This is a genomic window from Ancylobacter sp. TS-1 (genome assembly GCF_009223885.1).
In the GTDB taxonomy this organism is placed as follows: domain Bacteria; phylum Pseudomonadota; class Alphaproteobacteria; order Rhizobiales; family Xanthobacteraceae; genus Ancylobacter.
On sequence record NZ_CP045144.1, the window covers coordinates 548,082 to 564,213 of the forward strand.

Below are 16,132 nucleotides of genomic sequence, written 5' to 3' on the forward strand. Positions count from 1 at the left end.
AAAGGTCCACGAAGTTAGTGGGCCACTACCGGCTCGGCAACCGGCTTGCGCGTCAATTCCCGCGAATGCGCGCAAATCGGTCGAGCGCCCGCGCCCGTGCCGCCGCGTGGTCGACGACGGGGCGCGGATAGGTCTCGCCCAGCGAGACGCCGGCCCGGCGCAGCACCTCGGCGGGTGCCTCCCACGGCCTGTGGATGAGCGACGCGGGCAGGCGAGCGAGTTCCGGCACGAAGCGGCGGACATAGGCGCCGTCGGGATCGAATTTCTCGCCCTGGCTGACGGGGTTGAAGATGCGGAAATAGGGCGCGGCGTCGGCGCCGGATCCCGCCACCCACTGCCAGCTCGCCGGGTTGCTGGCGGGGTCGGCGTCGACCAGCGTGTCCCAGAACCAGTCCTCGCCCCGGCGCCAGTCGGTAAGACCGTGCTTGATCAGCAAGGAGGCCGCGACCATGCGCACCCGGTTGTGCATCCACCCGGTCTGCCAGAGCTGGCGCATGCCGGCATCGACGATGGGGTAGCCCGTCAGGCCCTTCCGCCATGCCGTCTCCAGCACGGCGTCGGGCTCCCATGCGAAGGCGTCGAAGCTGCGGTTGAAGTTCTCCCGGCCGATGTCGGGGAAATGGAACAGCAGGTGGTAGCTGAACTCGCGCCAGTACAGTTCGCTGACGAATTTCTCGACGTCCTGGCCGGGCACAAGGCCGGCATCACCGGCATGACGGATGGCAGCGAGCACCTGCCGGGGCGAGACCTCGCCGAAGCGCAGATGCGGGGAGAGGCGCGAGACATGCGGCCGGTCGGGCCGGTCGCGGCCCAGCGCATAGCCGGTAAGGCCCTCATCGATGAAGTCCGAAAGCCGGGCGGCCGCGCCCCGCTCGCCGGGCGTCCAGCTTTCGCGCAGGCCGCCGGCCCAGTCCGGGGCCGTCGGCTCCAGCGCCCAGTCGTCGAGACGCTCGCTGTCGGGCGCCTTCGCGAAACGCCATTCGCCCTCGGCGCGGCGCGGCACGCTCACCTCCTGCTGGCGGGCATTGCGGTAGAAGGGCGTGAAGACGCGGAAGGGGCCGCCGGCCTGCGTCTTCACCGTCCACGGCTCATGCAGCAGCGCGGCGTTGAAGCTCTCCACCGCGATACCCCGGTCGGCGAGCCCGGCCTTCAGTGCGCGGTCGAGGGCGATCTCCGGCGCGCCATAGCGCCGGTTCCAGAACACGGCATCGGCGGCGGTCTCCTCGACAAGCGAGGGAATGACGTCACCGGCCGGCCCCCGCCGCAGCACGAGCGTCCCTCCCAGAGCGGCGATCTCCGCGCCCAGCGCCGCCAGCGAGCGCCCGAGCCACCAGCGCGCGGCGCCGCCGAGCGGCCGGATGCCCGCGCTTTCCTCGTCCAGCACATAGGCGATGACCAGCGCCCGGCCGGACGCGCGCGCCGCCGCGATGGCCGGATTGTCGGCAAGGCGCAGGTCGTCGCGCAGCCAGACGAGGGCAGGGTGCTGGGAAGGCGTGGGCATGATCGGTCCACCATGACGTTGCGCCCTATCCTACGCGAACGTTCCCAACGAGGATCACGGACACTGGCCAAACCCTGCCGGTACTTAACAATGATAAGCATCATCGAAACAGGTTCGGTACATCGGCCGACAGGGGGCAACATGAACGCCGTCTTGTCCCCCGGGACCGCCGTCGTCACCGGCGCCTCAAGCGGGTCTATGCGGAGCGCCTCGCCCGGCGCGGCTACGACCTCATCCTCCGCTCAGCCGCCCGGCGGCGCGCTACGGCGTCGGCGCGGCGGTCTGAGGCGTCAGCAATCCCACTGCGTCAGTAGTCCCACTGGGCGCCGATGCCGACCTCGGCCGAGCCGTCGGCGCCCGTGGCACCCTGCAGGCGGATGTTCTTGGTCACGTCGACATCCACCGTCACCCGGCTCGATCCCGCCGTCGTGCCCTGCCGCACGCCAAGATAGATGTTGTCGTTGATCCGGCGGCCGACGCCGATCTGACCGCCGGTTCCTTCGGCATTGGCGCCGATGTCGAGGCTGTCGACGCCGAGCGAGCGGCGCAGATTCTCCAGCACGCCGGCACCGCCGGAAAACTGCGCGGCGATCTGCGCCAGCTGGAGCGCCTGGCCGGCATTGAGCGAGCCGGCGGAGCGGCCGAACAGCAGGCGCGCGATCACCTCGTCCTGCGGCAGCGTCGGTGTCGAGGAGAAGCTCACCGTGGGCCGCGAGGCCGGGCCGGAGATGAGAAGCTGCGCAGTGATGTCCGTGCTTGTCGTTTCCGCCACGAAGTCGAGTTCGGGTACGGTCGTGCCAGTGAAGGTGACGCGTCCGCGCGAGAAGGTGAGGCGGCGGCCGCCGAAATCGAAGGTGCCGCGCCGCAGTTCGAAACCGCCGAGCGCCACCGGCGCCCGTGTGGTCCCGCTCAGCTTCAGTTCGCCGCCGAGTTGGGCCTCCATGCCGAGGCCACGCACGAAGACATTGTTGCTCGGCGCCGAGAGCGCGAGATCGAGGGCGATGCCGCTGCGGCTTGCCGGCGCCGACCGGTTCACCGAAGGACTGAGCTTCTTGAACTTGCCGCTCGCATTGACGTGGCGGACGTTCAGGTTCTGCACGCCGCCGGGGAAGCGGTCCGGCACGTTGATGTCGAGCGCGCGCAGCACGAGCCGGCCGGTGAGGCGCGGGCCGTTGAGAAAGGCACCCTCCAACCCCAGCCGCCCCTCGGCGACGAGGCGCATCAGGTCGCTGTTCACCAGCGCGGCGTTCGACAGGTCGAGATCGATCCGGCCGGGATAGAAGGCGGCGGGATCGAGCGCGATGTTGCCGCGCCCCGTCACGCTGCCGCCATTGGTGGTGCGGGCGCTGAAGCTGGAGATGGTGACGGTGCGGTCGGTGCCGGTCAGCAGCGCCTCGATGCGGTCGAGCGCGACGCCGTTCACCGCATCGTCGAAGCGTCCGCCCGAGACACGCACCGTGCCGCCCGCCCGTGGCGCGGCGGCCGTGCCGCGCAGCGTGGCGTCGACAGTGGCGGTGCCGGTCAGCCGCGAGCCGGTGGTGGCGAGCAGCGGATTGACGATGGCGAGATTGACGGCGCCGCGCAGCGCCAGATCGAGATCGCCGGCCCCCACCGGCACCGAGCCGTTGACGGTGAAGCCCTGGAGATGCTGGCCGGTGACACTGGCGCGCAGCGCGGCGCGCCCGTCGGCAAGCGTGCCGGTCGCCGTGATATCGAACGGGCCGGCGCCGGAGGCGGCGAGATCCGGGCTGCTGAGGCGGGCGATGCGCAGATCATAGGTGCCGTTCGGGGTCTGCGGGGTGCCGCGAATGCGCGCCGTGCCGCTGAGCGTGCCCGAAAGGCCGGGGTCGCTGCCGGCCAGTCCCGCCAGCGCGAGGGGCAGGGCGCGCAGATCGGCCGAGAGGTCGAGCGCCGCACCGGCGGAACCGGAGATCGTCGCGCTTCCCCCGCCGGCGGCGAGGGCGAGGCGGTCGACGCTCACCGTGCCGGAGGCCAGCGTGAAGGTGGCCGGCGCGCTGGTCGCCACACTGAGGCTTCCCCGCGTCGCGGTGAGCCGGTCGAGCCGCAGCCGGGCGCCGTCCGGGCGTGGCTCCAGCCTTCCGCCGGCCCGCAACGTGGTGCCTTGTGCCACGGCGTCCAGCGTCAGGTCGGTGCCGTTGGCGTTTCCGTTGGCGCGCAGGGAGGCGGTCTCCACCGTGAGGCCGGAAAGGTCCAGCGCGCGCAGATCCGCCGTGCCGTTCAGCATCGGAACGCCGCGGGCGTCGCGCACGGTGCCGTCGACGGTGGCGGAGGTCACGGAGCGGCCGAAGGCGCGCAAATTGGCGGCCGTGGCGCGAATGGCGGCATCCTGCCGCCCCTCGGCGACCGAGAGCGTCACATCGGCGTCGAGCCGGCCGGCCATCTCCGTCAGGGCAAGGGCGGCGACATCGGCAAGATCGCCGGCGGCGACGGTGAGCCGGCCGGTTGCGAGGTTGTCGGGCGTGAGCGCAACGTCGCCGCGCGCCGTGACCGAGCCGATCGCAATATCGAGGCCGGACAGCGCGCGCGTTCCGTCCGCCTGCGTAGCGAGCGCGCCGGCGCCGCGCGCGGGCTTGCCGGCCACCTCGCCGGAAAGGGTGAAGCTGCCGGAAGCCGCGCCGGTGATGTCGGTGGCCGTCACGTCGATCGCTAGATCGCGCACGGGACGGCCCTCGGCGACGCCCTGCGGCACGCGCAGGCGTGCCTTCACGCCGAGATCGTCGACGGTGCCGGAAAAGGTGGCGTCGGCATCCAGCGCGCCGCCGAGGCGCGGGTCGAGGCGGGCGAGGTCGTCCAGCGTCAGCCGGGCGGCAAGGTCGGCGATATCGGCGGCGATGCGCCCGTTGACGGTGGCGGAAAGGCCCTGCGAGTCGATCTTGAGATCGCGTACCGATACGGCGTTGGTGCCATCGCGGGCGAGGGCGCCGTCGACACGCAGCGACGAGCCGACCAGCGCGTCGAGCCGCGCGATGCCGGTCGCCAGCCCCTGCGCGCTGCCCTGAACGCTGGCGCTGACGCGGGAAAGATCGGCAGCGGCGGACAGCCGCGCCTCCAGCGTCGCGCTGCCGGCGAGCGGGCGGCCGGCGAGGGGGGCGAAAGCGGCAAGGTCGAGCCGCCGGACGGAAAGGTCGCCGTCGATGGCCTGCGTGCTCGCCTCGCCGGTGAAACGCGCCTCGAGGGCCGTCAGTTCGACCGTCGCCGCCTGTACGGTGACCGCCTGCGCGGCCGGGACGGCCTGCGGATCGGTGGTGCCGGTCAGGCTGAACCGGCCGGAGGTTCCGAGCGCGGTGGCCACCTGCGGATCCTGCGCGGTCAACCCCGTCGCGGTACCGTCGACGGTCAGATTGAGGCGTCCCGACGAATCGGGCACGGTGCGAAGCGTCGCGTTCAGCGATGCCGCGCCATAGCCCGCTCCGGTGATGCCGGAGGCGGTTATCTCTGCATTGATAGCCGGCTGATTAACGGCGCCGCTTGCCGTTCCCGCGGCACGAAGCCCTTTCCACGCAATGCCTTGCGACAGGCCGACATATCGAGCCGCGTCGTTCGCGGTCACGTCGTAGGTGGCATTTAGTTTGCCGGCTGAATCAATGGTTCCGCTGGCCATCGCCTGAAAACCGGCGGCGCGTGCTGTCAGCTTCTCGACGGTGACATTCCGGGCGTCGTCGATCGTCCCAGCGCCGGCGAATTCGGCGCGACCCTCGAATATCGGCGCAATATCGGCCGGCAGCAGCCGGGCGATGTCGGCGTCGAGCGCGAAGGTGAGCCGGCGGCCGCCGGTGACGGCGCGGATTCCGGCTGCGCCGCTGGCTTCCGCGAGCGTGCCGGCGGAAAGGCGGAACTGGCCGTCCCAGGCGTCGAGCGGACCGCCGCCTTTCAGCGTCGCGGCGATCTCGGGCAGGCCGTCAAAGCCGGCGGCGCGCGCGATCAGCCCGCCGGCGGGCTCCTGGCCGGCAATGTCGAGGTCGAGCCGCCCGCTTTCGGGCGCGTATGTGGCCGAGCCTGAGAGGTTTCCGGGCGCGTCGAGCCGGTCGAGCGCGAAATGGAGCGAGACGCCCTGCGCCAGCGAGGCGAGATCGGCCGAGCCGGTGAGTGACAGCCGCGCCGAATGGCCGAGCACGGGCTCTTCCAGCACGATTTCGGGGATTTCGAGCGCATCGACGCGCACGGGCAGACCCCATGACGTGCCGCCGGTGGCGGAATCCGGCGAGGGCGGCAGTTCCGGCCGCCTGAGCAACTCGACGCGGGCGGCAGAAAGGCGCGGGATATCGAGCCGGCCGGCGAGCAGGGCGGTCGGCCGCCAGTCGAGCGCGGCGGCGTCGACACCGGCGAAGCGGCCTTGAGCATCGGCAAGCTCGATGCGCGCGGCGCGGATGTCGAAGGGAATGAGCCCGCCAATGCCGCTCACCGTCACCGCGAGATCCGGCGTGGAGGCGGCCGAGGAGACGATCCGTGCCAGCAGGGCGCGGCCGGGCGGGGTCTGCAACGCGCCGAAGGCCAGCACCGGCAGCAGTGCCAGCACGAGCAGCAGCAGGAGGAGAGGGCGAAGCGCGCGTTTCATCAGAAAGCCTGCCCCAGACTGACATAGACGCCGAAATCCCCGTCATCGGGGCCCGGATTCAGCGGGAAGGCGACATCGAGGCGCAGTGGCCCGATGGCCGTATAGTAGCGCAGGCCGATGCCGGCCGCGTATTTCATGCCGTCGAAGTCCGGCCATTCGGAGGCGAAGGCTGAGCCCATGTCGAGGAAGGGCACGATGCCGATCGTGTCGGTGACGCGCAGCCGGGCTTCCAGCGACGCCTCGAAGAAGCTCCGGCCGCCGATGATGATGCCCTCGTCGTTGCGCGGGCTCGCGGACTGGTACTCGTAGCCGCGCAGCGAGCCGCCGCCGCCGACATAGAAGCGGCGCTGGGGCGGCACGTCGTAGAGCCCGGCGCCGATGATGCTGCCGGCGGCCATGCGCCCGGCGAAGATGAGTTTCTTTTCCTCGTCGAATGCGTGGTAGGTCGAGACGGTGCCCTTGAACAGGGTTGGCCCGGCGCCGGCATCGCCGAGATGGGCGAAGGGCTCCACCGTGGCGAGGACGCGCCAGCCGCGCGAGGGATCGAGCTTGCTGTCGGTGCTGTCGTAGGTCAGTTCGAACGGCACGCCGACAATGCCGTAATCGCCGGTGCCGGTGCTGTCCTCCACCTGCGACTGTTCGAGGTCGAGGCTCACCTGCAGGCTCAACTCGTCGCTGTAGCGGTGACGCACGCCGACGAGCAGCGTCGCGGCCTCGCGCACATAGGCGTTCGTGACTTCACGCAGCACGGCGGCCTGCGCGACGAGATCGTCCTGCGCGGTGAAGATGCCCGGCTTGGTGAAGGAGGCGGCGATCTTGTAGCCGAACGGGTCGGCATCGGGCACCGCCTCGGAACGCTCGCCGAACCACGACACCTGCGCATCGAGCCGCAGCGTCTCGCCGCCGCCGAAAAGGTTGCGATGGCCCCAATAGGCATTCACCGCCGAACCGTCGGTGGAGGAATAGCTGGCGCCGAAGCCGACATAGCGCGGCTTGCGCGCCGCGACCTCGATCTGGATCGGCAGGCTGCCATCGGCGTCGAGGCGGTCGGCCTCGTGGATGCGCACGCTGGCGATGGACTCGTATTCGAGCAGGCGCCGTCGCAGCCGGTCGAGCGTCTCCGGCGAATAGGGCGTGCCGGGAGGGATCTCGATGCGTTCCTCGATGAAGCCCGGCGTGAGGAAATCCGCCCCCGACACGGTGAAACGGCCGAAGGTCGCGAAAGGCCCGGGCGCCACGTAGAAGGTGACATCCAGCGTCCGGGTGGCGTGATCGGCGGTCACGTCCTTGGCGGCGATGCGCGCGAAGGGGTGGCCGAGGCGGCGCCAGTGGTCGACAAGGGCGCCTTCGGCCCGGACCACCGAGGTCGCGAGCGCCGGTTCGCCGGGCAGGAGGCGCAGCCGCCTGAGCGTCGGCGCGTCCGGCAACGGTTGGCGGGTCGTCGCGTCAAACACCGCCACACGGCCGAAATGGAACAGCGGCCCGGCCGTGATGTCGATCCGCACCGGGACCGGCCCCTGCCGGCGGGCGGCTTCCACCCGCTCGAAAATACCGGGCGCGTCAGGCGCCACGCCAGCCAGCGTGATGCGGATGAGGCCGCCATAATAGCCGGCGGAATAGAGCGCGGCGTTGATGTCGCGCTGGTCCGCCAAAGCGCGGCGCACGAGGCCGGCTGCGCCGGCTGGCGCCCGTGCCTGTAGCCGCTCAAGATTGGACGCCGCCTCCACGCTGTCGCGCAGCGCGCTGTCGCCGCCGGCGAGTTCGATCGTCACCGTGTAGGGCGTGGCGTCGGGAGCGGGCGGGCCGGCGTCGGCGGTGCGCTGCGGGTTGAACAGGTTCAGCAGCGGATCGAACAGGCCGCCGCGCTGGGAGCCGTCCGCGCCGGCGGATTCCGTGCCGCCGAAGAGCTGGGCGGAGGCGGGAAGGGCACAGACGACCAGAAGCACCACCGCCAGCAACAGAGCGGGCAGCGGGCGCAGACGATCTGTCTCCCATCGGCCCGCCAATAAGTGCCCTCCGTCTGCTGGTCCCCGGAGGCCGGGCCCTCGCGGGAGGCGGTCTCCGATGAGGCCGCGCCATCGACGTCACGACCGATTGTGCTGGCTTGCCAATAGGAAAGCGCCCTCACTGATTGCCGCGCGCGGGTGCCTGCGTCAACCGTAAGGGAGGATGCATGCGAAGTTTCGCTGCCGCAAGGTTACCGGAAGGCAACCGGCACGCGCCCCGGCGGCGGTGTCGCTACCTCAGGTGCGGCGCACCCCGCCGGGCGCCCGGAACCGCGCCATCGGCGCCGCCAGACATCCGCTGCGCCTACGCCGAGCCCCTCGGGGGCATTCGCGGCGGCCCATCAGGGTTTGTGCGGGGCGCGCGCCTGGTGATTTCCCCCGGACCAACCCCTCAACATCCGGCGCTGTCGTCCGTGCCCGTGCAGCGGCGCGGCGCGCTGGATGTGTCCGCCCGTTGGCTTGGGGGGCGCAGGCCCGCCAATGGCCGGCGCCCGGCGTGCACCGCTGCCGCAGGCGCGGTGTGTTGCCGGCTCAGCCCGATCTTAGTCGCGGGGCCTCGGCGGCACGGGTTCGCCCCGTAAGCGTCGCGTCCGCAGGCGTGCCGATGGACGGCGCGCGGCATGTGCGGCTACTCGAGACGCGTGGTGTTGTCGGCTCAGGCCGATGCCGGTCGAGCCGGCCTGTGCCTCGAGGGTGCCGGTTCAACGGGAGCGCCGGCATGGGTTCCAGAGAAGGGCGGGGCACGGTCCGTCGGGTCGGCTTTTCCGCCTGGGAGCGCTTCCGGGTGTCGTCCGAGACGGTCTGGAGTGCGCCTTCCACCCTGCCCGCGCCTTCGGCCCTGCCCGCGTCGCTCCCGATTTTCCGCGAACAAATCCGCCTTCCGTGAATATTCCGGCCAGCACGGCGGCGCTGGACTTTCCGCATGCGCTGCACAGGGTCGCAGGACGCCCGCCCACAACGAGAAACTCGTCGCCCTCCTCGCCGGGCATCAGCCTCCAACGCGCGGCGTCTCTTCCGAGCCGATCCGCCACGGCGTCATCCCGCCGGCTTCGGCGTCGTGCCGATACCCGCGAGAAGCCGGCTTGAGGCGGGGATGCGCGGGATAATCGGGGATTCGCGAAGGCGTTTCGCCATTCGCGTAGCCGGATCGCCGGAGGCTAGTTCATGGGAGAACAGTCGCGTGCACCCCTGGTCCGCACGCTTCCTGTCCGCAACCTTTGGCGGGCAAGCCTAGGGCTACGAACTCCCGGCGCGCAAGGCGTTGCGCCTCAAAGCCTCGGCCCGCACGCGACCGACCCGCACTGCGCGGCGGCGGCTGTCGCGCGGACGGTCGGCGCAGGAGGCGCCGTGTGGGTCAGACGTCGAGAAACTGGCGAATTTCGGCGGCCAGCGCCTCGATCTCAAGCGCGCCCTTCGAGCCGGGAGCGGTCTCGACCACCGTCAGCCCCTCACCCATGCTGGCGGCGAACGCCACCCGGTTGCCGAGGCGGGTCTGAGCAGCAGGATGCCCCAGCGCGCGAATGGCCTCGCTGATCTCCTGTGTGAGCGCCGAGCGCGACTGGGCGCGATTTATGACGAGAAGCGAGGGCTTTCCCTCCTTGGCGATCATTTCCAGTGTCGGCTGCGTCGCCCAGAGGTCGATGGGCGTGGGCTGGACCGGCACGGCGACCAGGCTGGCGACCTCGATCGCCGGACGGGATTCCACATCCGATTTCGGCGGCGTGTCGATCACCACGAAGCTGAAATCGCGCGCCAGGCTGCGCGCCTCGCGACGCGCACCCCAGCCAGAAGCGGTGCGGAAGGTAAATCCGGTGCCGTCCTCACCGAGCGTCCTCTCGCGCGTCTCGAACCACTCGCCGAGACTTCCCTGCGGATCGCAGTCCAGCAGGGCGACGCGGCCAATGCCACGTTCCGCAGCGTGATGGGCGAGGGCGACGGCGAGATGCGCCGCGAGGGTGGTTTTCCCCGAGCCACCCTTCTGCTGGGCAATTGTGATAATAATACCACTCATCGAAAACGCCTCCAGAGAGTTCAGAAAAATAACCGTGTCTCAAAGGCAACAGTAGAAAGAGCGGCTCTCCGGGATGTCGGCGATACAACCGATGGGTGCAGTGCGTCGATGCCGGAAAACGGTCAGGCGGCGGCCGCGCCACCCAGGACGATCACCTTCGTCCCGACGGGGATGCGGTTATAGAGGTCGATGGCGTCCTGATTGATCATGCGGATGCAGCCGGACGACACATTGGTGCCGATGGTCTCCGGTTCGAGCGTGCCGTGGATGCGGTAGAGCGTGTCCTTGCCGTTCTGCCAGAGATACATCGCCCTCGCGCCGAGCGGATTCGACAGTCCGCCCGCCACCCCCTGCCCGCTGCGCAGCTGGGAGAGCTGCGCCTTGATGTCGGGTCGCCGCTCGATCATCTCCTTGGGCGGATACCAGTCCGGCCACTCCTGCTTGGAGTTGATGGTCGCCGTGCCCGACCAGCCGAACCCCTCCTTGCCGACACCGACCCCATAGCGGATCGCCGTGCCGCCGGGCTGGACCAGATAGAGGAAGTGCTCGCGCGGATCGATGACGATGGTGCCCGGCGGCTGGCTGGTCACATAGGCCACCTCGCGTCGCAGATAGGCGGGGTCGATCTCGGCGGTATCGACCCCCGCGATTGGGAACCTGTCGGCCACGGGGCCATAGGCGCCGACCGGCGCATAGGCCGTCACCGGAGCGATCGGGGTCAGCGGTGCGCTGGCCGTAGTGGTCCGCTTGCACCCTCCCAGGGCGAGGGCAAACGCCCCCAGGGAGAGGGCGAGCGCGGCGCGACGATCAAATTCCAACATCAGTGACAAGCCCCAACGCGTTCATACGCTGAATATTAGTGCGGATATGGTAAACAACCTGTTGTCAAACGCGTGAATAATGAGTCGCGTCGGACGCAGAGGAGGGTAGGCGTGCGATGTCGGGCCGAAGGGCCGGCAGCCGGTAACGTTAATGCCCAAGCGCATGTACTAAATTGCGCGCCGTAGTGACTGTATCGCAAACTATCGCGCAGTGAATGTCGAATCGGTATTTCGGAATTCGGCGCCAGAAGCGGAACATTTTTGCCAAAATAATACGTGGTATCAGCCCATTAGGCATCATTTATAAGGTGAGCAAAAACCCCTAACAGTCGTAGCCGTGAGTTGTCGACGTAGTTACACCAACACTCATGTTGCTGCACCGTCAGTACTGTTGTTTCGCGGCGACTTCCGGTATCCAGGTAGATGTGTCGGGCGGTGAGATGGGCGCCCGATCCTGGGTCTCGTGCCGATCTGGCTGATCGTCGCCGGGAGGCGCGAGGGTGATGCGGGCGGGGTGTCAAGATACCGCCATCACGCCGGAATTGACTCGGCGTGATTGGGATATGCATTTACCAGTAACAATGTTATTGTTCCAGCAGGTAGTGTTTCGGTACATCGGGGGGTGTGCCTATGTCAAAGTACAGTGCCTTGACGACGTTTCTGTCCAGTCGGACGCAGCCACGAATCTCCATGTCTTTCGATGACATAGAGCGGATTGTTGGCACGCGACTTCCACAATCGGCGTTCAATCACCGGGCGTGGTGGAGTAACAACCCAACAAACAGTGTTATGACCAAGGCTTGGCTGTCCGCAGGCTTCCGAAGCGAGGAAGTCGATATGGTCGGTCGAAAACTGGTGTTTTCTCGGCACCTGCCAAATGTCGCCGCCGACCCCGCGTCGGCGCGGCCGGCATCGGCCTCGACAGGCTCGCCTCTGGCGGGGCTCTTCGGCGGGCTCAGGGGCACGATCCATGTCGAGCCGAGCACCGATCTCACCCAGCCGGTGAGCATCGACTGGACGGTGGAGGAGTGACATGGGACTGCCGCTTTTGCTCGACACCTGCGCAGCGGTCTGGATCGCCCAGGGCGCCCCGATCGCCGACGAGGCGCGCGGCACACTGATCGAGGCGCGGCTGCGCGGGACCCCGATCGCGGTCTCGGCGGTAACGGCTTGGGAGATCGGGGTGCTGGTGCATCAGGGCCGGATCCGCCTGGCCATGGATCCGGCGAAGTGGTTCGCGGCGCTGAGCACGCTGCCGGGGGTGAGTGTCACCGCGCTGACGGCGGACACGCTGATCGCGGCGTCCTTCCTGCCGGGCATGCCGCCGAGCGATCCCATCGACCGCATTCTGATCGCGACCGCGCGCGACCAGGGGTACCGGCTGATGACGCGCGACCGGGTTCTGCTCGATTATGCGGAGTCGGGGAATGTGCAGGCCGTCGCCTGCTGAGGGTCAGCGCGGCCGGGGCAGGGAGCGCACGGCGTCGACCCAGCTATAGTCGAAATAGCCGTCGCGCCCGAGCGGGTGCAACCGTTCCGTGCGCAGCAGGCCGTGCTCGATGAAGGTCTCGTCGATGTGCACCCCCACCACCTCACCCAGCGTAAGGTGACTTCCGGCCGGTTCGCCGTGCCGGTCCTTCAGTTCGAGTGTGTCAATCCAGACACATTCGAGGGCGCAGGGCGCGGCGGCGACGCGCGGCGGCTTCACCATACGGCAGGGCGCGCGGGCGAGCCCGGCGAGGTCAAATTCGCTTTCGCCGGCCGGAATCGGCTTGGAGGTGAGGTTCACCGCCTCGATGAGTTCGACCGTGGCGAGATTGCAGACGAATTCGCGCGTCGCGAGGATGTTGCGCACGGTGTCCTTCAGGCCATCGCTCGAGAAGGCGACGATATCCGGCTGGGCGCTGACCAGATTGAAGAAGGAATAGGGGGCCAGATTGGCCACCCCGTCCTCGGAAAGCGTCGAGATCCAGCCGATGGGGCGCGGCGCCACGATGGCCTTGATGGGATCGTGCGGCAGGCCGTGATTGCGTCGCGCCGGCTCGTAGAACATGGCTCAGTACCGCGTCACAATGGCGCTCAGGGGCGGGCGCGGGCGGTCTTCCTGTGGCCGCGCGAGCGTGCCGATGTGAATGAAGCCGATGAATCGCTCATCCTCGGCGAGGCCGAGAGCGGCGCGCGCATGGGCATCATAGGCGTACCATTCGGTCAGCCAGGTGGCGGCATAGCCGTGCGCATGCGCGGAGAGCACGAGAAGCGTGGCGGCGGCGGCGCCCGAAAGCGTCTGCTCCCATTCCGGGATCTTGGCGTGCGGGCCGGCCTTCGACACGACGGCGATCACCAGCGGCGCCCGCGTCAGCCGGGCACGCTCAATGGCGAGGCGCTCGGCATCGGCGTCCGGGTTTTCGGCGGCGAAGACGGCGGCGATGGCCTCGCCGGCGCGCTCGCGCGCCTCGCCCGCGAATATGATGAAGCGCCAGGGCGTCAGCTTGCCGTGATCGGGCACGCGCGAGGCGATGGTGAGCATCTCCTCGATTTCCTCCGGCGTCGGTCCCGGCGCGGCGAGATCGAAGACCTTGGGGCTCTTGCGGGTCTTCAGCAGGGTCAGGGGGGCGGTCATGGGCGTCCTCACTCCTTATATATATGCGCCTAGCACGCGCCGGGCAGGGCACCAAGGCGCGCGGGCGTGCCTGAAGGCGGCAATTCGGAAAGCCACGGGAGGGCTGGCGGGGCCTCCGCGTCGGCGTGCGCGACTTGAATTTGCCGCCGTTTGGGGGCACCAACGGCGGCGATGTCCCACGCCCGACTGCTGCCGATCCGCCTGATTCGAGCCCGCCGCCCCCGTGCCGGCGGCGGCGTTCAGCGACTCGCCGCCGCGCTGCTGGTGGCGATGACCGCGACGGCGCAGGCGCAGTCCGGTTTTGTGCAGGATCCGTCCGGGGCGATGTCGTTCGGCCCCTCGCAATTCTCCCAGCCGCTCGCCGTCGAAGGGTTCGGCGGCCTGCCGGCCGGACGCGCCGCGTCGGACGGAAAGGGCCAGGCGCCGCGCGCGCCGGCGCTTCCGTCGCAGGCGCTCCCCTTCGTCGGCACCCCGCCTGCGACCGGCCCAGCCGCCGGCCCGCGACCCACGACCGGGGCGGCGGGCGCGATAACCGATCCGCACAGCATCCTGCCGCAGCCGCCGGCCGGAAAGGTGGCGATCGGCATGAGCGCGCGCTTCGGCGACAATGAGCCCTTCATTCCGCGCGGGCTGGTCTGGCGGGTCTTTGCCGACCGCCCGGAGGCGTCAGGCGCTTATCCGCTGGTGGCGGAGGCCGCCGATCCCGCGCCGGTGTTCTTCCTGTCGCCCGGCGGCTATGTCGTCCATGTCTCCTACGGGCTCGCCAGCGTCGCGCGCCGCATCGTCGTCGGCGACGAATCCCGCCGCGAACAGCTCGTCGTGCCGGCCGGCGGAGTCACGCTGCACTCGGATGTGAACGACCGTCCCATCCCGACGCAGAAGGTCACCTACGATATTTTCGAGGGCAGCTTCCTGCAGGGGCGGGCCTCCACGCGGCCCTATTTTCGCGGCGCCAGTTCGGGCGACACGATTATTTTGCCGGCTGGCGATTATTATGTCGTGTCTACCTATGGCGAGGGCAATGCCGTCATTCAGGCGGATGTGGCCGTTGCGCCGGGCAAGGTGACGGATGCCACGCTGCATCACCGCGCCGGTGAGGTGACGATGCGGCTGGTGAGGGTCGCCGGCGGCGAGGCGCTTCCCGAGACCCAGTGGTCGATCCTCACGCCGGGCGGCGACGGCATCAAGGAATCGATCAACTCTCTGCCGGTCTTCGTGCTGGCGGAAGGCGAATACACCGCTGTCGCGCGCTATGAGGGCAAGACCTACACCAAGGAATTCGCCGTCGAGGCGGGCAAGGACGGCCCGGTCGAGGTGATGATCGGCGATCAGGTGGCGCCGCAGGGGATCGAGCCCCAGGAGGGCAGCGGCGACTGATCCGCCGCGTGCCCGCATTTTATGGTCAACGCTTTCTTAAGTGCCGGTCGGCATCATCGAACCTCGATGGATGCAGCCGGGAGTCGGCCATGATCGTGCGTCAGTTTCTCGAATGGGCGCGTACGGCACCGGATGGGGCGCGCGCCAAGGCGGTCGCGGCCCTCGGCCGGGCCTATGTGCTTCCCGATCTCGGTGTGCAGGACCGGGCCGACATGGATGCGGCCTTCCCCCTGATCGCCGTCGATCCCTCGCCGCTGGTGCAGTTCGAGCTTGCCTCGGCGCTCTGCCGGCATCCGCTGGTACCTGCGGACCTCGTGGTCAAGCTGGCCGCCCTGCCGGGCGAGGCGGGCGAGATCGTGCTGGAACAGTCGCCGGTGCTCAATACCCGCGAGCTGATCGAGTTCTGCACCGCTGGAACCCCGGACCGCCAAGCTGCCATTGCCCGGCGCGAGGAACTGCCGGCGCCCATCGCCGCCGTGCTAGCCGAGTCCGGCGACATCGGCGCCTGCCTCGCGCTGGTGCGGAACCCGACCGCCGACGTGCCTGGCTTCGCGCTCGGCCATATCGTGGCGCGTTTCGGCACGGTGCCGGAGCTGCGGGAGGCGCTGCTGATCCGTCCCGACCTTCCCGCCGACGCGCATCACGCGCTGATCCGCACCGTCGCCGGCGCGCTAAGCTCCTTCGTCGAGGAGCGCCGCTGGCTCTCCCCGGGGGAGGCGGCCCGGGTCGCCCGCGAGGCGTGCGACAGTGCCACGGTCGCGCAGGCCGGCCGGCCCCATTTCACGGACGTGCGCGCTCTCGCACAAGCGCTGCAGGCGCGCGGCGAACTCACCTCCGCCCTGGTGCTGCGCTCGCTGCTGTCGGGCCAGATGCGCCTGTTCCTGGAGGCGATGTCGATCAGTTCGGGCATTCCCGTCGATCACGTCGCCGCGCTGGCGGCTGACCGTTCCGGCGATGCGTTCCGCCTGCTCTATGAGCGCCTCGGCCTGCCGGCGGGAGCCTTCGTGGCCTTCCGCACGGCGCTTCAGGTCGTGCAGGCGGAGGCCTATCTCGACGAGAGCGAAGAGGCGCCGGGCCTGCAGCAGCGCATCATCGAGAGGGTGATTGCCGCCTATGAGGCGCTGCCGGAGGAAGCGGAGAACAGCGTGCTCGCGCTGCTGCGCCGCTGGCAGGCGGAAGCGCGCCAGCGCCGGCAGGCAGCCTCGCTGGCCGCCTGAGGG

General features: G+C 69.4%; 11 protein-coding genes. 4 read left to right on the forward strand and 7 right to left on the reverse strand.

Translation table 11 applies throughout. The annotated features are described in order from the left end of the window. Window positions 1-52: 52 nt before the first annotated feature. The 5 genes from GBB76_RS02580 to GBB76_RS02600 all read right to left on the reverse strand — a co-directional run bounded on the left by GBB76_RS02580 (window position 53) and on the right by GBB76_RS02600 (window position 10,915). Complete coding sequence (locus GBB76_RS02580; protein WP_152301846.1) at window positions 53-1,501, reverse strand: deoxyribodipyrimidine photo-lyase; 1,449 nt, start codon at window positions 1,499-1,501, stop codon at window positions 53-55. A gap of 307 nt (window positions 1,502-1,808) precedes the next feature. Continuing rightward, entirely contained in the window at window positions 1,809-6,077 is a 4,269-nt protein-coding gene (locus GBB76_RS02585; RefSeq protein WP_202911154.1) for a translocation/assembly module TamB domain-containing protein, read from the reverse strand. Then, window positions 6,077-8,083 (reverse strand): autotransporter assembly complex family protein, encoded by a 2,007-nt coding sequence (locus GBB76_RS02590; protein ID WP_202911155.1) that lies wholly within the window; start codon window positions 8,081-8,083, stop codon window positions 6,077-6,079. The genes GBB76_RS02585 and GBB76_RS02590 overlap by 1 nt, the downstream gene beginning before the upstream one ends. 1,354 nt (window positions 8,084-9,437) lie before the next feature. After that, complete coding sequence (parA, locus tag GBB76_RS02595) at window positions 9,438-10,094, reverse strand: ParA family partition ATPase (protein WP_152301847.1); 657 nt, start codon at window positions 10,092-10,094, stop codon at window positions 9,438-9,440. Between the two features lie 122 nt (window positions 10,095-10,216). After that, entirely contained in the window at window positions 10,217-10,915 is a 699-nt protein-coding gene (locus GBB76_RS02600) for a L,D-transpeptidase (protein WP_152301848.1), read from the reverse strand. Between the two features lie 837 nt (window positions 10,916-11,752). Here GBB76_RS02600 and GBB76_RS02605 point away from each other — a divergent pair. Continuing rightward, window positions 11,753-11,947 carry a hypothetical protein gene (locus tag GBB76_RS02605; RefSeq protein WP_152301849.1) on the forward strand — a complete coding sequence of 65 codons (195 nt, stop codon included), beginning with the start codon at window positions 11,753-11,755 and terminating at the stop codon, window positions 11,945-11,947. Between the two features lies 1 nt (window position 11,948). Next, a complete protein-coding gene (locus GBB76_RS02610; RefSeq protein WP_152301850.1) occupies window positions 11,949-12,365 on the forward strand; it encodes a type II toxin-antitoxin system VapC family toxin in 417 nt (138 codons plus the stop codon). Between the two features lie 3 nt (window positions 12,366-12,368). Here GBB76_RS02610 and GBB76_RS02615 read toward each other — a convergent pair whose 3' ends face one another. Both GBB76_RS02615 and GBB76_RS02620 read right to left on the reverse strand, forming a co-directional pair. Continuing rightward, window positions 12,369-12,968: a flavin reductase family protein gene (locus tag GBB76_RS02615; protein WP_152301851.1), complete on the reverse strand. Its 600-nt coding sequence runs from the start codon at window positions 12,966-12,968 to the stop codon at window positions 12,369-12,371. A gap of 3 nt (window positions 12,969-12,971) precedes the next feature. Further along, complete coding sequence (locus tag GBB76_RS02620; protein ID WP_152301852.1) at window positions 12,972-13,535, reverse strand: nitroreductase; 564 nt, start codon at window positions 13,533-13,535, stop codon at window positions 12,972-12,974. A 171-nt stretch (window positions 13,536-13,706) separates the two neighbouring features. Between GBB76_RS02620 and GBB76_RS02625 the strand changes: the two genes are divergently transcribed. Continuing rightward, window positions 13,707-14,912 (forward strand): hypothetical protein, encoded by a 1,206-nt coding sequence (locus GBB76_RS02625; protein WP_246669012.1) that lies wholly within the window; start codon window positions 13,707-13,709, stop codon window positions 14,910-14,912. A gap of 89 nt (window positions 14,913-15,001) precedes the next feature. Next, window positions 15,002-16,129: a DUF2336 domain-containing protein gene (locus GBB76_RS02630; protein ID WP_152301853.1), complete on the forward strand. Its 1,128-nt coding sequence runs from the start codon at window positions 15,002-15,004 to the stop codon at window positions 16,127-16,129. Window positions 16,130-16,132: the final 3 nt, after the last annotated feature.